This is a genomic window from Flavobacterium pectinovorum (genome assembly GCF_900142715.1).
Classification (GTDB): domain Bacteria; phylum Bacteroidota; class Bacteroidia; order Flavobacteriales; family Flavobacteriaceae; genus Flavobacterium; species Flavobacterium pectinovorum.
The window spans coordinates 412,036-436,247 of record NZ_FRBX01000005.1 but is presented as its reverse complement, the minus strand read 5'-3'; the positions used below and the strand labels follow the sequence as shown (position 1 = coordinate 436,247).

At 34.0% G+C, this 24,212-nt stretch carries 23 protein-coding genes; 21 read left to right on the top strand and 2 right to left on the bottom strand.

Annotation, left to right across the window (positions count from 1 at the left end; all coding sequences use genetic code 11):
- Positions 1 to 46: 46 nt before the first annotated feature.
- From BUE22_RS18705 to BUE22_RS18665, 9 genes are all read left to right on the top strand, one after another.
- On the top strand, positions 47 to 1,390 hold the full coding sequence (locus BUE22_RS18705; protein WP_073397324.1) for a sigma-54-dependent transcriptional regulator: 1,344 nt from the start codon (positions 47 to 49) through the stop codon (positions 1,388 to 1,390).
- A gap of 392 nt (positions 1,391 to 1,782) precedes the next feature.
- The gene (locus BUE22_RS18700) at positions 1,783 to 2,064 is read left to right on the top strand and encodes a DUF7674 family protein (protein WP_042564085.1); all 282 of its coding nucleotides are present in this window, start codon (positions 1,783 to 1,785) and stop codon (positions 2,062 to 2,064) included.
- Positions 2,065 to 2,230: 166 nt separating this feature from the next.
- On the top strand, positions 2,231 to 2,308 hold the full coding sequence (gene kdpF, locus BUE22_RS18695) for a K(+)-transporting ATPase subunit F (RefSeq protein ID WP_073075461.1): 78 nt from the start codon (positions 2,231 to 2,233) through the stop codon (positions 2,306 to 2,308).
- Positions 2,309 to 2,437: 129 nt separating this feature from the next.
- The gene (gene kdpA / locus BUE22_RS18690) at positions 2,438 to 4,159 is read left to right on the top strand and encodes a potassium-transporting ATPase subunit KdpA (protein WP_073397322.1); all 1,722 of its coding nucleotides are present in this window, start codon (positions 2,438 to 2,440) and stop codon (positions 4,157 to 4,159) included.
- A 209-nt stretch (positions 4,160 to 4,368) separates the two neighbouring features.
- Positions 4,369 to 6,402: a potassium-transporting ATPase subunit KdpB gene (gene kdpB, locus BUE22_RS18685; protein WP_073397320.1), complete on the top strand. Its 2,034-nt coding sequence runs from the start codon at positions 4,369 to 4,371 to the stop codon at positions 6,400 to 6,402.
- A 126-nt stretch (positions 6,403 to 6,528) separates the two neighbouring features.
- The gene (locus tag BUE22_RS18680; protein ID WP_073397318.1) at positions 6,529 to 7,083 is read left to right on the top strand and encodes a K(+)-transporting ATPase subunit C; all 555 of its coding nucleotides are present in this window, start codon (positions 6,529 to 6,531) and stop codon (positions 7,081 to 7,083) included.
- 310 nt (positions 7,084 to 7,393) lie between these two features.
- Positions 7,394 to 8,470: a porin gene (locus BUE22_RS18675; RefSeq protein WP_073397317.1), complete on the top strand. Its 1,077-nt coding sequence runs from the start codon at positions 7,394 to 7,396 to the stop codon at positions 8,468 to 8,470.
- Positions 8,471 to 8,589: 119 nt separating this feature from the next.
- On the top strand, positions 8,590 to 9,717 hold the full coding sequence (locus tag BUE22_RS18670) for a universal stress protein (RefSeq protein ID WP_073397315.1): 1,128 nt from the start codon (positions 8,590 to 8,592) through the stop codon (positions 9,715 to 9,717).
- 98 nt (positions 9,718 to 9,815) lie between these two features.
- A complete protein-coding gene (locus BUE22_RS18665; protein ID WP_073397314.1) occupies positions 9,816 to 11,537 on the top strand; it encodes a HAMP domain-containing sensor histidine kinase in 1,722 nt (573 codons plus the stop codon).
- A gap of 66 nt (positions 11,538 to 11,603) precedes the next feature.
- Here the strand turns inward: BUE22_RS18665 and BUE22_RS18660 are convergent, their stop codons facing one another.
- Positions 11,604 to 12,377 carry an XRE family transcriptional regulator gene (locus tag BUE22_RS18660; RefSeq protein ID WP_042564084.1) on the bottom strand — a complete coding sequence of 258 codons (774 nt, stop codon included), beginning with the start codon at positions 12,375 to 12,377 and terminating at the stop codon, positions 11,604 to 11,606.
- A 97-nt stretch (positions 12,378 to 12,474) separates the two neighbouring features.
- Between BUE22_RS18660 and BUE22_RS18655 the strand changes: the two genes are divergently transcribed.
- The 7 genes from BUE22_RS18655 (at position 12,475) to BUE22_RS18625 (ending at position 18,931) form a co-directional block, all read left to right on the top strand.
- Positions 12,475 to 12,924 carry a LexA family protein gene (locus tag BUE22_RS18655; RefSeq protein ID WP_082036927.1) on the top strand — a complete coding sequence of 150 codons (450 nt, stop codon included), beginning with the start codon at positions 12,475 to 12,477 and terminating at the stop codon, positions 12,922 to 12,924.
- Between the two features lie 99 nt (positions 12,925 to 13,023).
- Entirely contained in the window at positions 13,024 to 14,283 is a 1,260-nt protein-coding gene (locus BUE22_RS18650; RefSeq protein WP_073397312.1) for a Y-family DNA polymerase, read from the top strand.
- An 85-nt stretch (positions 14,284 to 14,368) separates the two neighbouring features.
- Entirely contained in the window at positions 14,369 to 15,748 is a 1,380-nt protein-coding gene (locus BUE22_RS18645; RefSeq protein WP_073397311.1) for an exonuclease domain-containing protein, read from the top strand.
- 36 nt (positions 15,749 to 15,784) lie between these two features.
- On the top strand, positions 15,785 to 16,462 hold the full coding sequence (locus BUE22_RS18640; RefSeq protein ID WP_073397310.1) for an alpha-ketoglutarate-dependent dioxygenase AlkB family protein: 678 nt from the start codon (positions 15,785 to 15,787) through the stop codon (positions 16,460 to 16,462).
- A gap of 93 nt (positions 16,463 to 16,555) precedes the next feature.
- Positions 16,556 to 17,017 (top strand): DUF1810 domain-containing protein, encoded by a 462-nt coding sequence (locus BUE22_RS18635; RefSeq protein ID WP_042564026.1) that lies wholly within the window; start codon positions 16,556 to 16,558, stop codon positions 17,015 to 17,017.
- 222 nt (positions 17,018 to 17,239) lie between these two features.
- On the top strand, positions 17,240 to 17,644 hold the full coding sequence (locus BUE22_RS18630) for an MFS transporter (protein ID WP_073397308.1): 405 nt from the start codon (positions 17,240 to 17,242) through the stop codon (positions 17,642 to 17,644).
- A 249-nt stretch (positions 17,645 to 17,893) separates the two neighbouring features.
- Complete coding sequence (locus BUE22_RS18625) at positions 17,894 to 18,931, top strand: alpha/beta hydrolase (RefSeq protein ID WP_089075977.1); 1,038 nt, start codon at positions 17,894 to 17,896, stop codon at positions 18,929 to 18,931.
- Between the two features lie 134 nt (positions 18,932 to 19,065).
- Here the strand turns inward: BUE22_RS18625 and BUE22_RS18620 are convergent, their stop codons facing one another.
- Positions 19,066 to 20,478, bottom strand: a complete 1,413-nt coding sequence (locus BUE22_RS18620) for an APC family permease (protein WP_073397307.1) — start codon at positions 20,476 to 20,478, stop codon at positions 19,066 to 19,068.
- Between the two features lie 295 nt (positions 20,479 to 20,773).
- Between BUE22_RS18620 and BUE22_RS18615 the strand changes: the two genes are divergently transcribed.
- From BUE22_RS18615 to BUE22_RS18600, 5 genes are all read left to right on the top strand, one after another.
- Positions 20,774 to 21,154 (top strand): hypothetical protein, encoded by a 381-nt coding sequence (locus tag BUE22_RS18615; RefSeq protein WP_073397305.1) that lies wholly within the window; start codon positions 20,774 to 20,776, stop codon positions 21,152 to 21,154.
- 52 nt (positions 21,155 to 21,206) lie between these two features.
- Positions 21,207 to 21,593, top strand: a complete 387-nt coding sequence (locus tag BUE22_RS23635) for a hypothetical protein (protein ID WP_124020529.1) — start codon at positions 21,207 to 21,209, stop codon at positions 21,591 to 21,593.
- Between the two features lie 17 nt (positions 21,594 to 21,610).
- Positions 21,611 to 22,012: a DUF5958 family protein gene (locus BUE22_RS18610; RefSeq protein ID WP_073397304.1), complete on the top strand. Its 402-nt coding sequence runs from the start codon at positions 21,611 to 21,613 to the stop codon at positions 22,010 to 22,012.
- A 389-nt stretch (positions 22,013 to 22,401) separates the two neighbouring features.
- Entirely contained in the window at positions 22,402 to 23,826 is a 1,425-nt protein-coding gene (locus BUE22_RS18605; protein ID WP_073397302.1) for a sensor histidine kinase, read from the top strand.
- Positions 23,816 to 24,205 (top strand): response regulator, encoded by a 390-nt coding sequence (locus BUE22_RS18600; protein WP_073397300.1) that lies wholly within the window; start codon positions 23,816 to 23,818, stop codon positions 24,203 to 24,205. Before BUE22_RS18605 ends, BUE22_RS18600 begins: the two co-directional genes overlap by 11 nt.
- Positions 24,206 to 24,212 lie beyond the last annotated feature (7 nt).

Here is a 24,212-nt window from a genome sequence, read left to right as displayed (position 1 = left end):
AAATTTGTAGTGTTAAAATGAATTTCGATTTTAACCTTTTCCTCAAATGATACACAAAATTTTAATTATAGACGACGAAGAAAAACTTAGAAGTCTATTGGCACGCATTATAAAATCGGAAGGATTTGAAGTTATTGAAGCCAAAGATTTGAAATCAGGTTTTAAAAAACTCGAACAAACAGATATTGATGTTGTTTTGTGTGATGTAAAATTACCGGATGGAAACGGCGTTGATTTTCTGCAAAACATAAAAGGAAGTTTTCCTTTGGTCGAAGTTATTTTACTTACCGCTTTTGGGAATATTCCTGATGGTGTTCAGGCCATGAAAAACGGTGCTTTTGATTATATCGTAAAAGGCGATGACAACGACAAAATTATTCCGCTTCTTTATAAAGCTGTAGAAAAAGTACAATTACAAAAAAAAGTAAAACAGCTTGAAAAACGCATAGGTGATAAATATTCGTTTAATACTATTATAGGAAAATCAAAAGGAATTGAACAGGTTATTGATTTGGCAAAAAAAGTCGCCAAAACCGATTCGACTGTTTTACTAACGGGCGAAACCGGAACCGGAAAAGAAGTTTTTGCACAAGCAATTCATGAAAATAGTAATCGTGTCGGAAAATCTTTTGTGGCCTTAAACTGTAGTACTTTTAGCAAAGAAATTCTGGAAAGCGAACTTTTTGGACACAAACAAGGAGCTTTTACAGGAGCTTTAAAAGATAAAAAAGGTTTTATTGAAGAAGCAAATGGCGGAACTTTATTCTTAGACGAAATTGGAGAAATGCCAATTGAACTGCAGGCCAAATTATTACGTGTTCTGGAAACCAGTGAATACATACCAATTGGTGATACAACTCCAAAAAAATCTAATTTCAGATTAATTGCCGCAACAAACCGGGATTTAAAAACTGAAAGTGACGAACACCGTTTTCGTTCTGACTTGTATTTTCGTTTGAATATTTTCGAAATAAAACTGCCGCCGCTTCGAGAAAGAGTTAAAGATATAGCGTCAATAACAAATTATTTTGTCAAACAATTTTCTGAAAAAACGAATAAAAAAACATTAAATATTTCAGATGATTTTCTTCAGAAATTAGAAAATTATTCCTGGCCGGGAAATATTCGGGAACTTAAAAATGTGATTGAAAGATCTGTTATTCTGAATAATGGAAACACTCTAACTTCAGATGTTTTACCTTATGAAATGCAGCATCAACCTGAAAAAGCAACCAAATCAATGTCGGCTTTTTCGATGCAAAGCGTTGAAAAATTGCACATTCAGAAAGTTTTAAATTATACAAAAGGTAATAAAGCAGAAACGGCAAGATTACTGGAAATTGGAATTGCGACTTTGTATCGAAAATTAGAAGAATATAGTATTCAATAAAAAAAATAAAATTCCAATCTCGATAGTTATCCGGATAAATTCCAAATTCCATTTAAAAGCTCCAGCGGAGCAAAATATTTATAGACAATTTAATCTGTTTTACACAAAGCTCCAGCGGAGCGATGATATATCTGGGTTGCTAAATTTGTCACCCCGATGGGGTTCTAACAACAAATCTATGTTTTTCTATAAATATGGCGTTCCTCCGGAACTCAAATTTTAAAATTAAATCCCTATCATTTCAATAAAAGCTTATCATTTTGATAGGCTTTTTTTATGCCTGTTTTTTGGCACAAAACCACATTCCTTTTATTTACAACACTTTACCTACAACTTTACTTTTTCGGAACATATTTTGGCATAAGGAGGAAGAACAAAAAAATTCATTCAAAATGAAAAATCAAGTCACCTCAATCTACAAACAAGCCGAACGCTTTGCCGAGATTACTAAAAAATCTATTATTTCCGGAAATATTGTGAGAGCCAAAAAATGTCTGGCACTTGCTGAACGGTTATTTATTACAGGAAGTTTTGAAACCAAAAATGCGATTTCAAATGTCTACATTTTCTCCGTCTCCTCTTTTATGGAAATGCGTCACTGCAATATTTCTCATCTTTTTCCTCAAACGCTTAAAGCGGAATATATCAAGCAAGTTAATACTTCGGGCGTATAAAAAGTTTAATCGGTTAATTGTTTAATCGTTTAATCGAATGACAATCTAAAATCTAAAATCTGAACTCTAAAATAATCTTATGATCACTTTTCTTTTACTCGCATTGGCAGTTTTACTGTTTGCTATTTGTTTCAAATCTGTTGAATTCTTCGAAAAAATCTAAATCATGACAGCACTATTTATTGTTTCCATCGCCGTTTTTGGTTATTTGGTTTATGTATTAATCAAACCAGAAAAATTCTGAAAAATGAAAAAGTCACAATCCCCAAAAAAGCTGCTACTATATGTATTTGCGGCCTGGACATTAGCCTTTGTAACACTTATTATGTTTTTATAAAAGTCTAAAATTTATTTAATTTCTAACAAACAAAATATGAACACAGAATTATTTGGCGTCATTAGTATTTTTATCATTTCGATAGTTTTAGCGATTCCCGTGGGAAAATATATTGCTAAGGTTTATTTGGGAGATAAAACTTTTCTTGACCCGATTTTCAATCCAATTGAAAAATTTATTTTTAAAATTAGTGGAATTAATTCCACAGAAGAAATGAACTGGAAACAACATTTAAAAGCACTTTTAAGTGTAAATATGATTTGGTTCTTTCTTTGCTTTTTTGTTTTACTTTTTCAGGGATCACTATTTTTAAATCCTGATAATAATCCATCCATGACGCCTGATTTAGCATTTAACACTGCTATTTCGTTCGTTGTAAACTGTAATTTACAGCATTATTCAGGCGAAACCGGACTTTCATATTTGTCGCAAATGGTTTTAATGTTCCTGCAATTTGTTTCTGCAGGTATAGGAATGGCCGCTGCAGCAATGGTTTTCACTGCAATGCGAGAAAAAACAACCGACAAATTGGGTAATTTTTACAATTATTTCATCAAAAGCTGTACTCGCATTTTATTACCCCTTTCTGCGATTGTAGCAGTTGCTCTATTATTTAGCGGAACTCCTATGACTTTTGAAGGCAAAGATGCAATTACCACTTTACAAGGAGACAATGTTGAAGTTTCCCGAGGACCTGCGGCAGCGTTTATTGCTATTAAACATATAGGTACAAACGGAGGAGGTTTTTTTGGAGCCAATTCAGCACATCCTTTAGAAAACCCAACTTATTTAACGAATGCAATTGAACTTTGGGCACAATTAATTATTCCGTTTGCAATGATTTTTGCGCTTGGATTTTTCCTTAACAAAAGAAAATTATCCTATATCATTTTTGGTGTAATGACGGTTGGTTTTTTACTATTGGTAATTCCAACAGTTATGACCGAACTTAACGGAAATCCGGCTATCGAAAAAATGGGAATCGCTCAAACAACCGGAGCGATGGAAGGAAAAGAAGTTCGTTTTGGTCCGGCTATTTCAGGCTTCTGGAGTATTGCCACAACGGTAATTTCTACGGGTTCTGTAAACAGTATGCACGATAGTTCAATGCCGCTTTCAGGAGCTATGCAGTTGTTAGCCATGATGGTTAATGCCTTTTACGGAGGCTGTGGCGTTGGCTATTTAAACTTCTACATTTTTATCATTTTGGCTGTATTTATTTCCGGTTTAATGGTTGGTCGAACTCCTGAATTTTTAGGAAAGAAAATTGAAGCACGGGAAGTTAAAATTGCCGCTTTTATTGCTATTCTTCATCCTTTATTGATTTTAGCCGGAACAGCTTTAGCTTCTTATTTTGCTGCACATGACACAGCAATGGGGTATTGGTTTAGCGGAAACGCCACAGGCTGGTTAAACAATCCGGGAAATCACGGATTCTCAGAAATGTTATATGAATATACTTCGAGTGCTGCTAACAACGGTTCTGGTTTTGAAGGTTTGGGAGACAACAATCCGTTTTGGAATATCACTACGGGAATTGTTTTACTATTAAGCCGTTTCATTCCGATAATAGGTCCATTGGCAATCGCAGGTTTATTGGCTAATAAAAAATACATTCCTGAAAGTGCGGGAACCTTAAAAACTGATACTACCATTTTTGGAGTTATGGTTTTTGCCGTAATCGCAATTATTGCTGCTTTATCATTCTTCCCGGCTTTGGCCTTAGGTCCATTGGCAGAATATTTTACAATCAAATAAAAATGCAGCAAATATTTTTAAACACATAAAACATAAACGCAAAATATTTCAAACATAGCCCGTGGTTTCAACCACGGGAAACGAATTGCGGGAACAAAGATTCTGACATACGTTGCGTCCCAGCGGTTGAAACCGCTGGCTATGTTCTATAATCTATGTGTTTTTAGTGCATAACATTTAACAAATAACATTTAACTTTTTACAAGAAAATGACAACTAATAAATCCGCATCATTGTTTGAAAGCAAACAGGTAAAAGAAGCCTTAGCGCAGTCTTTTGTGAAGCTTAATCCAAAATTGATGATCAAAAATCCGGTAATGTTTACCGTAGAAATAGGAACTGCTATTATGCTTGCCGTTTGTATTTCCATTTTAATGGGCGCGACAGACCAAGGCAGTTTCACTTATAATTTAATTGTGTTTTTAATTTTATTAGCAACACTTTTGTTTGCCAACTTTGCCGAAGCAATTGCCGAAGCCAGAGGAAAAGCACAAGCAGATAGTTTAAGAAAAACACGTGAAGAAACTCCGGCAAGACAAGTTTTACCTAACGGCGAAATCAAAAACATCAGTTCTTCTGAATTGAAAAAAGGAGATGTTTTCGTTTGTGAATCTGGCGATTTAATTGCAACTGACGGAGAAATTATCGAAGGATTGGCAACCATTGACGAAAGTGCCATTACCGGAGAAAGTGCTCCTGTAATTCGCGAAGCCGGTGGTGATAAATCTTCCGTTACCGGAGGAACAAAAGTGCTTTCTGATAAAATTAAAGTAATCGTAACATCAGAACCAGGTGAAAGCTTTCTGGATAAAATGATTGCTTTGGTTGAAGGTGCAAGCCGCCAGAAAACGCCAAACGAAATTGCCCTGACTATTTTATTGGCAGCATTTACCTTAATCTTCGTGATTGTTTGTGTTACGCTAAAACCATTTGCAGATTATGCTAATGCGCCAATTACAATCGCAGCTTTTATTGCCTTATTCGTCTGTTTGATTCCGACCACAATTGGCGGTTTGTTATCAGCAATTGGTATTGCAGGAATGGACAGAGCGCTGCGTGCCAACGTAATTACAAAATCAGGAAAAGCGGTTGAAACTGCCGGAGATATTGATGTATTGCTTTTGGATAAAACCGGAACCATCACAATTGGAAACAGAAAAGCAACCAATTTTTATCCTGCAAAAGGAGTTACTGAAGAAGATTTTATAAAATCTGCCGTGTTAAGCTCACTAGCAGATGACACTCCGGAAGGGAAAAGTATCGTGGAACTGGCAGGAGCCGAAACTGCCAATAAATTATCAATTGAAGGTGCTACTTTAATAAAATTTACCGCAGAGACCAGAACTTCCGGAGTTATTTTAAAAGACGGAACCAACATTAGAAAAGGTGCTCAGGATGCTGCAAAAAATATTGCAAAACAAGCCGGAAATGCATTTCCCGAAGATACCGCTCAAAAAGTAATTGACATTTCTACAAACGGAGGAACGCCATTGGTTGTCATTAAAAACAATCAGGTTCAGGGTGTTATCGAATTGCAGGATATTATTAAAACCGGAATGAAAGAACGTTTTGACCGATTGAGAAAAATGGGTGTAAAAACAGTCATGGTTACGGGAGATAACCCGCTTACGGCTAAGTTTATTGCCGAAGCTGCCGGTGTTGATGATTTTATTGCCGAAGCAAAACCTGAGGATAAAATGAACTACATCAAAAACGAGCAAAACCTTGGTAAACTTGTTGCCATGATGGGTGACGGAACCAACGATGCTCCTGCCCTTGCGCAAGCCAATGTGGGTGTTGCCATGAACAGCGGAACCCAGGCGGCAAAAGAAGCCGGAAACATGGTCGATCTTGACAATGATCCAACAAAATTAATTGAAATTATTGAAATTGGAAAACAGCTTTTAATGACTCGCGGAACGCTTACTACTTTCTCGATTGCGAATGACGTTGCGAAATATTTTGCTATTGTTCCTGCACTTTTTATAACTGCAATTCCAGCGCTTCAAGGTTTAAATATTATGCATTTGCATAGTCCGGAAAGTGCGATTTTATCAGCGGTAATTTTCAATGCGATTATCATTCCGATCTTGATTCCGCTTGCGTTGAGAGGTGTTGACTACAAACCAATTGGCGCAAGTGCAATCCTTAAAAGAAACCTGTTGATTTATGGTTTAGGCGGTTTAATCGTTCCTTTTATCGGAATTAAATTAATTGATTTACTGGTAGCACTTTTTATGTAACTGCTAAGGTGCTAAGTTGCTAAGGTTCTAAGTTTTTTTGCTTAGTGCCTTAGATTCTTAACCGTTTACATCATCAAAAAAATCTTAGAAACTTAGAGACTTAGTCTCTTAGAAACTTTAAAAACAATGAAAAATATATTCTCACTATTAAAGTTCACCTTGATTACTGTAATTCTGTTTGCAGTTATTTATCCTCTTGCAATTTACGGAATTGCACAATTTGCTCCGAATCAGGGAAAAGGAGAAACTATTTCGGTTAACGGAAAAGTGGTTGGTTACCAAAAAATTGGTCAGAAATTCGATAAGTCAAATTATTTCTGGGGAAGACCTTCGGCTGTGGATTATAATGCTGCCGGAAGTGCGGGAAGCAACAAAGGACCAAGCAATGCTGATTATCTGGCTTTGGTTCAAAAAAGAATCGATACGTTTTTAGTTGTTCATCCTTATTTGAAAAAATCGGAGATTCCGTCAGATATGGTTACGGCTTCGGGAAGTGGTTTAGATCCGAATATTTCTCCAGCAGGCGCTTTGATTCAGGTGAAACGTGTTGCTAAAGAACGAAAATTATCTGAAGAAAAAGTAAAAGCTTTGGTTGAAGCGAATATTAATACCCCAAAAGTTATGGGAACTCCAACGGTTAATGTGTTGGAATTGAATGTTGCTTTGGACGGATTGAAGTAATACGTTTTTAAACCCGACAGGTTTTAAAAACCTGTCGGGTTTGACAAAGCGTTATAAAATAAATACCTACAAGGTTTTAAAAACCTTGCAGGAGAATAAAACACCTTTTTACCCCAAAAGCCCTAGCCCCGATAGTAGTGGAAATCCTTTTGTGCGGGGGTTCCGCACAAAAGATTGAAACGGATTGCTTCGCCAATTCGCACTTTCAGGCTCGGGTGCGGGAAACAGCTCCTTAAAAACCTACTAATAAATACCTACACGGTTTTAAAAACCTTACAGAAAAAACAAACACTCTTTTACCCCAATAAAAATGAAAAAAATAATACTTACAGCTTTAATCGCATTCGGTTTTAGCAATTTACAAGCACAAGAAGAATCAAAAAGTCCGTTTACGTTTTCGGGATATTTAGACGTTTATTACAGTTATGATTTTGCGAAACCGGAAGATCATACGCGTCCGGGATTTTTTTACAGTTATAACCGAAGCAATGAAGTGAACCTGAATTTAGGTTTGGCAAAGGTGAATTATTCAAAAGACAATATTCGCGGGAACTTTGCTTTAATGGCAGGAACTTATGCGCAGTATAATATGTCGGCAGAACAGGATTTATTGAAAAATGTTTATGAAGCTAATGTTGGTGTAAAGATTTCGCAAAGTCATAATTTATGGATTGATGCGGGAATTATGCCTTCTCACATTGGTTTTGAAAGTGCCATTGGAAAAGATTGCCAGACTTTAACCCGAAGTATTCTGGCTGAAAACTCTCCGTATTATGAAGCGGGAGTAAAAATTGGCTACACATCAGAATCTGGTGCGTGGTATTTGGCTGGAATGTATTTGAACGGCTGGCAGCGAATTCAGAAAATTGAAGGAAATCAAACGCCTGCTTTTGGAACGCAAATTACTTATAAACCAACTGATAAAGTGGTTTTGAATTGGAGTACGTATGTTGGAAATGAACAACCTGATATTGACAAAAAATGGCGTTATTTCAACAATTTTTACGGGCAATTTAAGGTAACAGATAAAACAAATATTACGGCTGGTGTTGATGTTGGTTCGCAACAATCGGCTAAGAATAGTGACAAATATGATACTTGGTTTTCACCGGTTTTGATTTTGCAATATAAACCAACGGGTAAAATTCAATTAGCAGCGCGAGGTGAATATTATAGTGATGAAAAAGGTGTTATTATCGCAACAGAAACGCCAAACGGTTTTAAAACTTACGGATTTTCAGCTAACTTTGATTACTTAGTTACTGATAATGTAATGTTTAGATTAGAAGCAAGAAATCTTTCGAGTAAAGATGAAATCTTCACAAAAAATAACGTTCCAACGGATACGAATACGTTTGCAACGACTTCGTTGGCGATTAGTTTCTAAATATTAAAATTATTTTTTACCATTAAGATATTAAGAAAGTTAAGCTTTGCCTTTATTAACTTAATATCTTAATGGTAAAATAAAAAACTTTGTGACTTAGCGCCTTCGTGGCAAAAAACATGAAAGAAGAAAAAGAAAATAACGCACAGCACTTTCTGGATTTAATTCAGAAATCACGAAAAGGAAAGTTTAAAGTCTACATTGGTATGAGCGCCGGTGTGGGGAAAACCTTTCGTATGCTTCAGGAAGCGCATTCGTTGTTGAAAAACGGAATTGATGTGAAAATTGGTTACATCGAAACGCATATGCGAAAAGAAACGCATGAACTTTTATCTGGTTTGCCCGTGATTCCGCGGCGAACCATTTTCTATAAAGGAAAACAGCTTGAAGAACTTGATGTGCAGGCAATAATTAACTTAAGACCCGAAGTTGTTATTGTCGATGAATTGGCGCACACAAATATTGAAGGAAGCAAAAATGAAAAACGCTGGCAGGATGTTTTGGAGATTCTGGAAGCGGGAATTAATGTGATTTCGGCTGTGAATATTCAGCATATTGAGAGTTTGAATGAGGATGTAAAACGTATTACAGGAATTGACGTTCAGGAGCGGATTCCGGATAATGTTTTGCGATTGGCAGATGAAGTTGTCAATATCGATTTGACTTCTGAAGATTTGATTGCGCGTTTGAAGGAAGGAAAAATTTATACGGCTGATAAAATTCAAACAGCTTTAACCAACTTTTTTAAATCAGAACAAATTCTGCAATTGCGTGAATTGGCTTTGAAAGAAGTTGCAAGTCAGGTCGTTAGAAAAGTCGAAAACGAAGTACCTCAACTGCACGCTTTAAAACACGAAAAATTGTTGGCATGCATTAGCAGTAACGATAAAACAGCAAAAATTGTTATTAGAAAAGCGGCACGTTTGGCAAGTTATTACAACGGTTCGTGGTATGTTTTGTATGTTGAAACACCTAAAGAAAGCAGCACCAAAATCGCATTAGACAAACAACGCCATTTGATTAATAATTTTAAACTCGCGGTACAATTAGGTGCAGAAGTCATTAAATTGGAACACAAAAATATTGCCGATGCAATTGTAATTGCGGTAGAAGAAAAACAAATTACAACTGTCTGCATCGGAAAACCGCATTTGAATTTATTTAAAGTAATTTTGTCTACAACAATTTTCAGGCGTTTGTTAAATCGGCTTTCATTATCAAATGTTGACCTGGTTATTTTATCGTAAATTTTTTTAACCATTAAGAGATTAAGAAAGATTAAGCTTTGACTTAATGAAACTTAATTACTTAATGGTTCAAATAAAAAAACTTGTTTTTAAACATCATGAGAATTAAAACTAAATTGAATCTGGGAGTTGGGTTATTATTTTTATTAATAATTATACTCACATTGGTAAGTGCTTTTTATATTTTTTCTATAAAAAAAGATACTGAAAATATTTTGAAAGCAAATTATAATACGCTGGAATATTCCAGAAATATGCTTTTGGCATTAGACGAAATTAACGCTAATAAAGAAAATGCGATTGTTACTTTTAAAGAAAATCTCTTAAACCAAACGAAAAATGTTACCGAAGCCGGAGAGAAAAAAGGTACCGATAGTCTAAAGAAAAACTTTGCTCTTTTAGAAAAAAACAGTTCTGATGAAAGTTTAAAAATGCAAATCAGACAGGATATTTTTGAGATCATGAAACTCAATATGAATGCCATAAAACAGAAAAGCGATATCGCCAAACATACCGCCGAAACTGCCAATTTATGGATTGCCATTGTGGGAACTTTGTGTTTTTTAATCGCCTTTAATTTGCTGATCAATTTACCTCATAACATTGCCAACCCAATTAAAGAATTAACGCTGAGTATTAAGGAAATTGCCAATAAAAATTATTCAGAGCGTGTGCATTTTACCAATCATAATGAATATGGAGATTTGGCAAAATCTTTTAATACCATGGCGCAAAAGCTTCAGGAATATAATAATAGTAATTTGTACAAACTTTTCTTTGAGAAAAAACGACTGGAAACGCTTATTAATAATATGCACGATCCGATTATTGGTTTGGATAATGAAGGAATTATTTTGTTTGCCAATGATGAAGCATTGAAAATCATTGGTCTAAAACTGGAAGATGTTATCGGAAAATCGGCTTCTGCCCTTGCTTTATCGAATGATTTAATGCGTTCCTTAATTTTAAAAGAACTAGATGCTGATTCGCAGAAAAAGAAACCCTTGAAAATTTTTGCTAATGGAAAAGAAAGTTATTTCGATAAAGAAACGATCAATATCACGATAACACCAACGGGTGAGGAAAAAGAAATCAATATTGGTGATGTTATTATTCTGCGAAATATTACCTTATTTAAAGAATTAGATTTTGCCAAAACCAATTTTATTGCCACGGTTTCGCACGAATTAAAAACACCAATTGCGTCTATAAAACTGAGTTTGCAATTGCTTCAAAATGCTAAAACCGGCGATATGAACGACGACCAGAAACAATTGGTTGAAAGTATTAAAGATGATAGCCAAAGGTTATTGAAAATTACAGGGGAATTACTCAACTTATCACAATTGGAAACCGGAAATATTCAGTTGAATATCGAAAAAAGCAATCCGTATGCGATTGTAAATTATGCTGTTGAAGCGGTAAAAGTTCAGGCAGAACAAAAGCAAATTAAACTCATAATTGATGCCAATGAAAACTTGCAGGATGTAAAAGCAGACAGCGAAAAAACAGGCTGGGTTTTGATTAATTATTTATCGAACGCTATTACGTATTCATCTGAAAAAAGTACGATTCTTATCAAATTAAAAAATGAAAACGATCAGATTGTATTTCAGGTTATCGATACCGGAAAAGGAATTGATGCAAGATATAAAGACAAAGTTTTTGATAAATATTTCCAGATCCCAGGAAGCCAGAAATCAGGAACGGGATTGGGTTTAGCGATTAGCAAAGAATTTATTGAAGCCCAAAATGGGATAATTGGCGTAGAAAGTAATTTAGGTTTGGGAAGTACGTTTTGGTTTTCGTTGAAAGTTTAGATTTTTTTTCGCCACGAATTCACGAATTTTGATTTAAAATAATTCGTGAATTCGTGGCGAAAAAAATTATGCATTCGAAGTATTATTTTTAATCTCCATAACCTCTCTTTTTACCTCCAAAAGCAAATCTTTCATACTTTGCGATTCTGTTTGCTCGTGTCGTTTATCACTGCGTCCGATATTGCATTCGTATTCCCAGATTTCTAAAATATCTGAGGCTTTTACTTCATAATTCGGATAAAAACGATTGTCTGATTCCAGAACCAAACTATTCTTTTTATTCTTATTGAGACGCTTGTAAACCATTCCTTCATTTTTGGTAATCAGGATATAGGTTTTGCCATCCATCACCTCTCCCAGCCTTTCTACATAACGACCAATGATGATAGAACCGTCTTCGTGTGGAGGCATCGAATCTCCTTCTACAGGAAATCCGCGGTGTTTTCCCGGACCTAAAAACGGCAGCGAAACTTGTTGCAGACTCTCAATATATTCCGGATCAGCATATCCGTTAAGATATCCGGCTTTTGCTTTTTGAGATACAATTTCAATGTAATTCTCCCCAAAACTATCTACTTGTATAGGTAAAATAAGTCGATTGCCTTCTAATTTTATCAAGTTTTCTATATTGATTTTACGTATATCGACAGACAATAATAAATCGATACTCATATGAAAATATAAAGCAATCTGCTTTAAAATATCATACGGTGCTTCTGAAGTTCCGTCTTCGTATTTAACGTATCTACCACGGGTAATTCTAAGGTTTTCAGCTAATTTCTCCTGCGATATTTTATGCTTAACCCTCAATGCTCTGATATTATCTGAAAATAAGGACATAATTAATTTGTTATAATTTGGAACAGCAAATATACAAAAAAATGTTATCATCTGTACTAATTTTGTGATGTGCAAAAAATAAATTTTTGAAGTGATTATGAAATTGATGAATATAAATACCACGAAATCAATAGAATTCTACATTCCGGATGTAAGTTCAGAAGTAAATTTGCCATTTTTTGACGTTGGTATTAGCGCCGGTTTTCCTTCGCCTGCTGATGATTTTATCGAATTATCGATTGATCTCAACAAAGAATTCATCAAACATAAATACACCACTTATTTTGCAAGGGTAAAAGGTCATTCTATGAAAAATGCCGGTATCAGTGATGGTGATTTATTGATTATTGATAAAAGTCTGGAGCCTCAAAACAATAAAATTGCTGTTTGCCAAATTGATGGCGAATTTACTGTAAAGCGTATCAGAATAGAAAAAGACATCATCTGGCTTATTGCCGAAAATGAAGATTATCAACCTATAAAAGTAACTCCGGAAAATAATTTTGTGATTTGGGGAATTGTGATTCATAGTATTAAATCTTTTTAAGTTGTTGTCAGTCTGAGCGAAGTCGAAGCCCTTTTACACAATGAAGCCCTTTGACTCTGCTCAGACTGACAGAATAAGAAATAAAAAACACGTTTAAAAATGTTTGCTTTAGTTGATTGTAACAATTTTTATGCTTCTTGTCAAAGAGTATTTGATCCACGTTTAAGGGGAAAACCTATCGTTATTCTCTCTAACAATGATGGTTGTGTTATTTCGCGTTCTGATGAAGCCAGAACTCTGGGTATACCAATGGCTATTCCTGCTTTTAAGTATGAATCTGTTTTTAAGGAAAAAAATATTTTTGTTTATTCTTCTAATTATCCGTTATATGGCGATATGAGCAATCGGGTAATGAACCTCCTTCAGACTTATACTCCTGAAATCGAAATTTACAGTATTGATGAAGCTTTCCTGAAATTTTCAGGTTATGATTTATTTGATTTAAATGTGCTTGGTTTAAAAATGCGGAAAGAAGTGACACAAGGAACGGGGATTCCGGTTAGTATAGGTTTTGCGCCTACGAAAGCTTTGGCAAAAATGGCGAATAAAATTGCCCGAAAATTTGCAGATCGTACGCAAGGTGTTTATTGTATTGACTCTGAAGAAAAAAGGATTAAAGCATTAAAGTGGACTAAAATTGAAGATGTCTGGGGCATTGGAAGAAAACACGCCAAACGACTTAAATTAAAAAAAATCAACACAGCTTATGAATTTACCCAATTTCCGGATGCCTGGGTAAGAAAAGAAATGTCTGTAGTAGGACTTCGATTGAAACATGAATTAGAAGGGAAACCAACTTTGGAATTAGAAGATGCCACAGAGCGAAAAATGATTGCCACTACGAGATCTTTTGAAAAAAAATATACTACTTATGAAGAAATATCAGAAAGAATCAGCACGTTTACAGCTTCTTGTGCAGAGAAATTAAGGCGTCAGGATTGTCATTGCAATATGGTAACTGTTTTTATTCAAACTAGTTTTTTAAAGAACGAGCCATCACATTATTCGCGAAGTATTACCATCACAACTGATTTTCCAACCAATTCGACAATAGAGCTGAATGAAGCTGCCCAAAAAGGATTTAAAGCTATTTTTAAAAAAGGCTATCGTTATAAAAAAGCAGGTGTAATTGTAATGGGCTTAACACCAAATAGTGAAACGCAGCTTAATTTATTCGAAACTTCAAATCCCAAACATCGACCTTTAATGAAGGTTATCGATGAGATGAACCAAAATTATGGTAATAATAAAATCAAATTCGGTGTGCAGTCTTTAGGACGGCAATGGAAAATGAAGCAGAACAGATTATCTCCCAATTTTTCTACTTCTCTCAAAGATGTGATTACAGTTAAAGTTTAAAATTCTAATAATAAAAGATAACCTAACACAGATTTTAATTTAATAAGATAATAGAAAATAATCGATTTCACGTTATATAATAAAGATGAAAAAGCTGGAATATGCCATAGTAGATATCGAAACCACCGGTGGAAACGCCAGTGGCAGCCGCATTACAGAAATTGCCATTATTATTCATGACGGAAAAAATGTAATTGATCGCTTTGAAACACTTGTTAATCCGGAAAAGGAAATTCCGATTTCGATTTTTGCATTAACGGGCATTAATAACGAAATGGTAGCTAACGCTCCTATATTTGATGATATTGCAGAGAAAGTACTGGAAATGCTTACTGATCGCGTTTTCGTTGCACATAATGTCAACTTTGATTATTCTTTCGTACGCCATCAACTTGAACAGGCGGGGTTTAAGTGGACGGCGAGAAAATTGTGCACCGTTCGCGCGGCAAGAAAAATAAGACCTGGATTCTCGTCTTACAGTTTAGGAAATCTTTGCAATTCATTAGATATAAATTTAGAAAACCGACATCGTGCCGGCGGTGATGCTGATGCGACAGCAATATTATTTTCCCGATTACTGGAATGGGATTATGAAGGCGAAATCGAGAAAATGATCAAGAAAACAGCACAAGATCAACGTTTGCCTCCTAATCTTCCGCCTGACGATTTTAATCAATTGCCTGAAAAACCCGGTGTTTATTATTTTTATAATCAGATGAAAAAGGTTATTTATGTTGGAAAAGCAATTAATTTAAAAAAACGGGTAGCTTCTCATTTTAGTGGACATAAAATTAATCCGCAAAGGCAAAACTTCTTACGCGATATCTACAGTATTTCTTTTGAAGTTTGTGGCAACGAACTAATGGCGTTGCTCTTAGAATGCACAGAAATTAAAACACTTTGGCCAACATACAACAGAGCATTAAAACGTTTTGAGGCAAAATATGGACTTTACCAATATGAAGCCCGCAGCGGATACAAATATCTGGCAGTTGGAAAACTAAGCAAATTTCAGGTTTGCATTCATGAATTTAATAGTCTGTATGACGCAATAAATATATTGCGAAATCTGGCCGAACAGTTTGAAATCGATCAACGATTTTGCAAATATTCTAAACAGGAAGAAGCCGAATTTTTTCCGAACCAAGACATTAAAATATTGCCTGATGTGACGATTCATAACGATCAGGTTGAAAATGCCATTGAATTTTTATTAAGTAACAGACCCACTTTTGCTATTATAGACAAAGGCAGATCGGCAGATGAGCGCAGTTTTATTTGGGTTGAAAATGGACATTTTTACGGAATGGGCTACATAGCATCTGATATTACAATTACTGAACCATCAGCTATAAAAGATTATATAACCCCTTATAAAAGCAATCAATATATAACACATTTAATTTATGCTTATGCCGAGAAATATCCACGGAAAGTTTTTTTCAGCAAGCACTTCTTAAAATAAATTTTAAAATAGAGCTATAAACTTAAACATTGACTTATGACACTATTTAACGATACCGAATTATTTACTACTGGAAATCGTGGTAAAATTGTATATAATCTGCCTGACACAGAACTAATTTTGATTGATAATTTCTTCACTAAAGAAGAATCTGATCGTTTTTATGAAAAACTGCTTCATCAAACCAAATGGAGAGAATATGAAATGGAAATCTATGATAAAACTTATACTGCACCAAGAATGATTGCCTGGTATGAAGACAAAGACAATCACGGATCAAGTCCGAATGGGCTTGACTGGACTTATGAATTGCTGACAATAAGAAGCCGGGTGGAAAAAGAAACACAGCTTGATTTTAATGCCGTATTACTCAATTTATACCGAAACGGCAAAGATGGCGTGGGGTGGCATAGTGATAAAGAACACAATACGGGACAAAATCCGATTATTGCTTCGGTGACTTTTGGAGAGACGAGAATGTTCAGACTGCGTCATAAATTTAGAAAAGATATTCCGCAGGTCGAGATTCCTTTACATCATGGTTCTTTTCTGCTAATGGCAGGAACAACCAACAGTTTTTGGCAACACGAGGTTCCCAAAACAGCCCGAAATGTGTTACCCAGAATCAATTTGACTTTTAGAAGAATTTATCGAAAAGAAGATAACGTACAACATTTTCACACTAGAAATAGTGTACAAAAATTCCTCCTCTAAAAGTTAAAACACTCACAGTATGAACCTTTTATTAGGCATACCGTATTTTTTTTAGTACTTTCGCACCCTTTTTTTCATATATATAATACCAAAATGGCTTACTCAAACAATGATTTAATGCGTTTTTTAGATGCACAAAATAAACTTTATCTTACTGCTTTTTCTGAAATCAAAAAAGGAAAAAAAGAGACACACTGGATGTGGTTCATTTTTCCTCAATTAAAAGGATTGGGCACCAGCGATACTGCAAATTATTATGCCATTAATGATCTAAAAGAGGCTTCTGCATTTTTAGAACATCCTATTTTAGGAAAACACCTTATAGAAATATCAGAGTTGCTATTGACTTTTAAAAGAAAATCAGCAGATGGTATTTTTGGAGATCTGGACGCTCGAAAACTTCGTTCGTCAATGACTCTTTTTTCTTTGGCAGAAAATACAAATCCAATATTTAAGGAAATACTGGATGCGTTCTTTTCCGGAGAAGAAGATCCACTTACTTTGACCATTATTAATTCAACTATAAAACCTTCTATTGAATCTACTGTTTTTTAACCGAAAAGTTTAGACAAAAGTTTACTACGAATGGTTTTCTGCTCGCAAATTCGCTAAGGCGCAAAGTTTATTTTCTTTGCGATTCTGATGAGTTTGCGAGATTTTTTTTCACGCCAAATCCTAAGATTTCCTGTTGTTTTTTCTCTTTTAATAATTGATTATTTTGCACCATAATTAATTCTATATTAGTACTTACTAAATCAATCTCTTAAATCAACCAAAATGACCGAAAAAATCAAAACTCTCCAGATAATACATTTTGCACTTTGTGCAGGATTAATAGTTGCTTATTTTGTAATAGGAGAAATTTCAGTTGAAAAATTAAAAACAATTCCCACTATCGATTCTTCGTCGATTGTATTTGCTATTATACCTTTTTTAGCCATTATCATGGCTAATTTTCTATTTAAATCACAATTAAAACAAGTAGATCGAAATTTGAAACTTGAAGATAAATTACCTGTTTATCAAACGGCTTCGATTATTCGCTGGGCAATTCTTGAAGGTGTTGCCTTTATAATATTAATTCTGAAACCTGATTTTTTAATATTTGGAATACTTGTTATAATATATCTTATCTTTTTGAGACCAACAGAAGAAAAAATTACTAACGATTTTTCAGAATAGTAATTTTACCGCAAAAAAAGCAACCTTTTACACAAATTCACCAGGAAAAACAACTTCACAATCTCTCTTTTTTACATTTTACTGTTTCACAATTTCTCCTAACGAAATTTCACTAAACTAAAATAAATTAGCGAAATATAGTACTTCAAATAAGCTAAAAACAAGCATAATCACTACTCTTTCAGCACTTCTTCGCTGTGGCATATATATTGGTTTCTTATAAAAAATTAATCTTAAAACCACTTTATAATGAAGAATTTTGACTACCAAAAAATAGTATTAACCCTGTTTATTATTTTAGCAAATACTACTATGAAAAGCTATGCACAAGTTGATTACGCAACAGATCCGCATTTGACACCTGCGGTAAAAGAATTTTTGAAACCACTAAATTCGGGAGGAGCACCATTAGAATCGCTTCCGGTTGCCGATGCCCGAAATGTACTTGTTGGTGCACAAAACGCATTTAAAGTTGATTTATCAGGAATCGATGAATCTGAAAAAGAAATTACTGCCGATGGATATAAAATAAAGCTCAACATTGTTCGCCCAAAAGGAGCAAAAGGAAAACTACCCGTTTTCATGTTCATTCATGGCGGAGGCTGGGTTTTGGGTGATTATCCCACACACAAGCGTATGGTTCGCGATTTAAGTGTACTTACCGGTTATGTTGGTGTTTTTGTAAACTATTCACTTTCGCCAGAAGTTAAATATCCACAACCTGTAAATGAAGTTTATGCAGCAGCAAAATGGATCGCTGCACATGGAGATGAAATAAATGTTGACGGAAGCAAATTGGGAATTGTAGGTAATAGCGCCGGCGGAAATTTAGCCACTGCAAGTGCTTTAATGGCAAAAGAAAAAGGAACGCCATTGTTTAAAGTTCAAATTTTATTCTGGCCCGTAACCGATGCAAATTTTGAAACGGAGTCTTATAAATTGTATGGAAAACAGCGCTTTCTAACCAGCACTTTGATGCAATGGATGTGGGACCAATATGTTGATCCATCAAAAAGAAATGAAATTTACGCTTCGCCTTTACAAGCTAGTTTAGCGCAGTTAAAAGGTTTGCCACCAACTTTGATTCAGGTTGCCGAAAATGATATTTTAAGAGATGAAGGCGAAGCTTACGGGCGTAAACTGAGCGATGCAGGAGTAGTTGTAACAACAATTCGTTACAATGATGTAATTCATGATTTTGGCTTATTGAATGGTTTAGCCGAAATTCCGCAAACTAAAACTTTGTTTCTTCAGGCTGCCGCCGAACTTACAAAATATTTAAAATAATTGTATCAGCAGACATATTTATAAAAAACAAAGCGCCTTAAAAACAAGGCGCTTTTATTCTATTTAAAGTCTTAAATTTTATCGCTTGAAAAAATCCTTAGAATCTTAGCAACTTAGAACCTTAGCATCTTTCTTTAACTCTCTTTTGGTTTTGTAAAATAATAAACCGGAATTCCGATTAGCATGATTAAAATTCCCCAACCACAGGTTGAAAATTTTGTAATTAATAATGAAATACAAATTGCAGTTGCAATCACGATATACAACATTGGTAAAAACGGATATCCAAAGGCTTTATAAGGTCTTTCTACATCCGGCATTTTTTTTCGCAAAATAAAGATTCCGTAGATTGTTAGGATGTAAAAAATCAAAACAATGATGATCACAAAGTCTAATAAATCTCCATATTTTCCTGTTAGACACAAAGCCGAAGCCCAGATACATTGCGCCCATAATGCCCATTCAGGAACGCTTGCTTTATTCAGAACTGCCGCTTTTTTAAAGAATAAACCGTCGTTTGCCATCGTATAATATACTCGTGCGCCCGCCATGATTAATCCATTATTGCAGGCAAAAGTCGAAATCATAATCATAATTGCAATAATCAACGTTCCAATATTTCCAAAAATATATTGAGAGGCCACTACTGCTACCCTATCCGATTTTGCTGTTGCGATTTCGTCTAGTGGAATTACAGCCAAATACATCAAATTTGTTAAAACATAAATAATTGTTACGATAAAAGTTCCAAGAAATAAACTAAAACCAACGTTGCGTTTCGGATTCTTAATTTCTCCTGCAATAAAAGTTACTCCGTTCCAGGCATCACTTGAAAATAATGATCCTACCATTGCAGCAGAAATTCCGGTAATCAAAGCCGTTCCACTAATTGGTAGCCAAGATCCGCTTTCAGCATTGTATGAGCGTGTTGTCCAGGCATCTGCCCAATTGGCATCCCATATTGAAGCTTTTGCTGCAAGCGTTAGTCCAAAAACGATTAAACCTACTAATGATAAAATTTTGATAATCGTAAGAACAGTTTGAAGAATTTTTCCGTTTTTAACACCGCGACTATTAATATAAGTCAATAAAACAATTGTCAAAATCGAAACAATTTGTGCGGCATTCAATTTAAAAGAGCCTAATTCAAAAAGTATATTTTCATCACTTAATGGTTCATAAAGATAAGCTGCAAATTTCGAAAAAGCCACACCAACGGCAGCAATCGTACCGGTTTGAATCACTGCAAAAAAGCTCCATCCGTACAAAAAGGCAATCAGTTTGTTGTAAGCTTCTTTTAGATAAACGTATTGTCCGCCTGCTTTTGGAAACATTGCACTCAACTCGCCGTAGCTAACAGCAGCAATAATCGTAATTAATCCGGAAATAAGCCAAATCAGCGTTAACCATCCTGCAGATCCTACTTGTCTGGCGATATCGGCGCTTACAATAAATATTCCTGAGCCAATCATAGAACCCACAACAAGCATGGTTCCGTCTAGTAATCCGAGTTCTCTTTTAAAATTTTCCTGGTTTTCTTCTTGCATTATTTTGTTTTTTGGGTTGGTTAAAGATATACTTTTTTCTGAAATTCTAGATTTTAGATTTTAGATGCTGCAAAAATATTTTGGGCGTGTCCCTCCGGGTCGGGCTTTCGGCTATATCTTTTGTTCCGTTTCACTTCACAAAAGGATACCGCCTCTATCCCTCACGCAAACCTCATTTCATTAGAAGTTTTTAGATAATAATTGCGTTTACGGTTCTTTGCCAAAATTATAATTATTCAATTGTTTACATTTGAGAAATAAAAAAGAGAATTAATAATTAGAACAAACACCAAAAATGAATATTGACATTCTGCTTTATATAATTTTTATAATTCCAATAGTTATTGTGGGATTTCAAATCGAAAAATTAAATCAACAAAAGATATTCCTAATTTGGATTTCAATTTCAATCTTATTGATCATTGCCGGAATTCTAATTGAAGATAACTCCAATAATGAAATGAGAAATCTAAGTTATTTCGGTTCGCAAATGCTTTTTATCTTTTTAATTATTCAAAAAATAACCAGAACGCTGTACTTCAAAATATTTAAAAGAGAACCGGAAATTGGAAAATTTCCAAAACACAAAATTGATTATCTCTACACTTTTTCATTATTATTTGGAACTATGATTCTTCCTTTTCTAATAGATGATTATATCTTTAAAAAGTTCTAATTAAAACAGAAGAAGTAGTCAACAATATTCCTGGACAAAGAAAAATAATTCAATGAAGAAACAACAGATATATTTATTTTCAATACTTCTAATTGGCGTAACATTTTACACTTACACTTTTGTGCCTGCAAAATTTAAAATTGAAGGAGGCTCTTGTTATCAAGGAATAACAGCTCTAATTTGTAGATTCTTTTTAGAAATATGTGCCATTCTAAATTTAACAGCATTGTTTTCTTTATTTAAGTCAAAGGTAAACAGAGCAAGAACTTTGAGTATAATTTCTGTTGTCATTTGGTCTTTGCTTACCATTTCTCATACAGTTAGTGAAAATCAGGAGGATTTTATAATTGCTATCAAGTATTTTGCTCCTTTTCTAATTATTACTATTTTGCTTATTATCCTTTGCCGTATTAAAAAAACTGAACCTTTAAAAAGCTAAACATCATTTTTCATTCAATGACTTCTAAAGAAGAAATAATAAACAAAATCGCTCAGGATAAAATTGACTTTAAGACTGGGTTAAAACTTTTATTGGAAGATGAAGAATATAATTTTGAAGGACTTTTTACAACATTAAAAAACTACATATTTAATGCTATTCCGAATAAAACCGACTACAATTCAGAAACTTATCAGAAGGCAATAAATACCATTCCTTTAAAACCGACTTATACTCCAATTGTAATTCTAAAAAATTATTCTACAAGAATTGCATTTAACAAATTGCTTACACTTCCCAAAATTGAAAATAAAAAAACAATAACCGCTTTGCTTTGGGTCTTTAAAATTACTGATACAGAAAGAAGAAATACAGAATGTAAAAATGGTTGTGCCCATTTTTGGCATCAAATTGAATAAATAAAAGCATCTATTTTTCACTCTATTAGTTAAACAAAAACTTTTTTTATTTGGCACTTCTTTTTCTACCAGAGTAAGAATGAATTTGTTTCAAATTTTAAACGACAGCCTCTAAAATACATACAAAATACTAAAAATCAATACATTAAAAATTAATCCGTTTAAAAAATAAAATTAACCAGAAAAAACAAACCGTTTGTAAAACCGTAATATTTTTTTACTAATTTTGAGTTAAGCGATATAATGATGTTAAATTTTAAAATTTTTATTAACATTTGTTTAAAAATTAGAACAATCTCGCTCCAAAGATTATTATCAAGGAATATCTTTTTTCCACAAGAGACAACCAAAAATCAGAATCAGATTATCAACCAACAAACTCGAAAACTATGTCTAAATCCCAATTTTTTAAGAAGTTGCGTTTTGCAAATGTTTTCATACTTATTTTAATAGTTTTTGTTTGCTGTGCTTTATTAATTTGTATTAACTTTTTTACCATCAAAACATTATCTGCAACCAGAGCTTATGTAAATGGTGAATCACATTATTCAAAAGGACAAAAAGATGCTTCCCGCCATTTAATAACCTATTTATACACTAAAGACAAAAATCAATGGAAATTATATCTTGAAGAACTAAAAGTTCCACAAGGTGATGGAACCGCCAGAGTTGCATTACTAAAAGCCGGAGATAATGCAATTGCCCGCAAAGCATTACTTGTTGGCAGAAATCATCAGGAAGATTTAGACGATCTTGTTTGGTTATTTGTGAATTTTAAGAAGGTTTCATTTTTAGCCAAAGCCATTAACGAATGGGAACAGGGCGACAAATTAATCTTCAAATTATTCATTATAGAAGAACAAATTAATGCCAAAATAAAACATAACATATTAACCGCTGCCGACCAACAAAAATTCCTCCAGCAAATTAGCATAATAAGTGATAAACTCACCATTAATGAACGCAATTTTTCGAATACATTAGGCGAAGGAACACGCAAAATAAAAGACTTACTGATCTTTACTAATGTTTTTTTTATTCTGATTATCATTTGCAGCGTTTGCCTTTATTATTCGATAATGGTAAAACGCCTCATTGTTTCTAAAAAAGAAATAGAAGTTAAAAATGAAAATTTAATATTGGTTAATCACGAACTCGATCATTTTGTTTACAGTGCATCACATGATTTGAGATCTCCTATAACCTCTTTACAAGGATTAATCAAAATTACCCAAGAAGAAGACAACCTTAATCAAATTAGGGAATATTTGACTTTAATGCATACGAGTCTGGCCAGGCAAGACCAATTTATTAGTGATATTATCGATTATTCTAAAAATAAGCGAAAACAAATCATCTTGGAGCCTGTTAGCTTACAGGAAATATTTGATGAAGCAATCTCACAATTAATGCATTTTGAAAATGCCAGCCAAATATCCATTACAAAAGAATTATTGGTAGATGAAATTCAGAGTGATAGTTTACGCTTAAAAATTATTATCTTCAACCTACTTTCAAATGCCATTAAATATGCCGACAATACCAAACAGCAAATGTTTATTGCTATTAAAACCTACATTGCTGATGGTTGTAATAAAATTGAAATATCTGACAACGGAATTGGAATTAAAGATGAATTTAAAGACCACATTTTTGAAATGTATTTTGGAACAAACAAAAACAAAGGATCAGGACTGGGGTTATACATTGTAAAAGAAGCCGTTGAAAATATTAGAGGAAATATTTATGTCTTGTCTGAAAACAATATCGGAAGTAAATTCATTATAACAATCCCTAACCATCATGGATCTTAAACCTGTATTTTTATTAATTGAAGACAACCTGATCGATCAGCTCGTTATCAAACAGCTTATAAAAAAATCTCTTGATAGTGACATAAACATCACTAACAATGGCAGAGAAGGTTTGGAGTGGCTATACAACCATCAGGACTTAAACCAAACTTTAATTATTCTATTGGATATACAGATGCCAATAATGAACGGTTTTGATTTTTTGGAAGAATACGATAAGTTAAGTGACGAATTTAAAAAAGAAAATCAGATTTATGTACTTTCGTCAACTCTGGATTCTGACGAAATAAAAAAAATCAAAGAGAATAACTATGTAACTGAATTTTTAAATAAACCTTTTCCAATCGAGGATTTCAAAAAGAAATTACATTTTAATTAATTTCTCT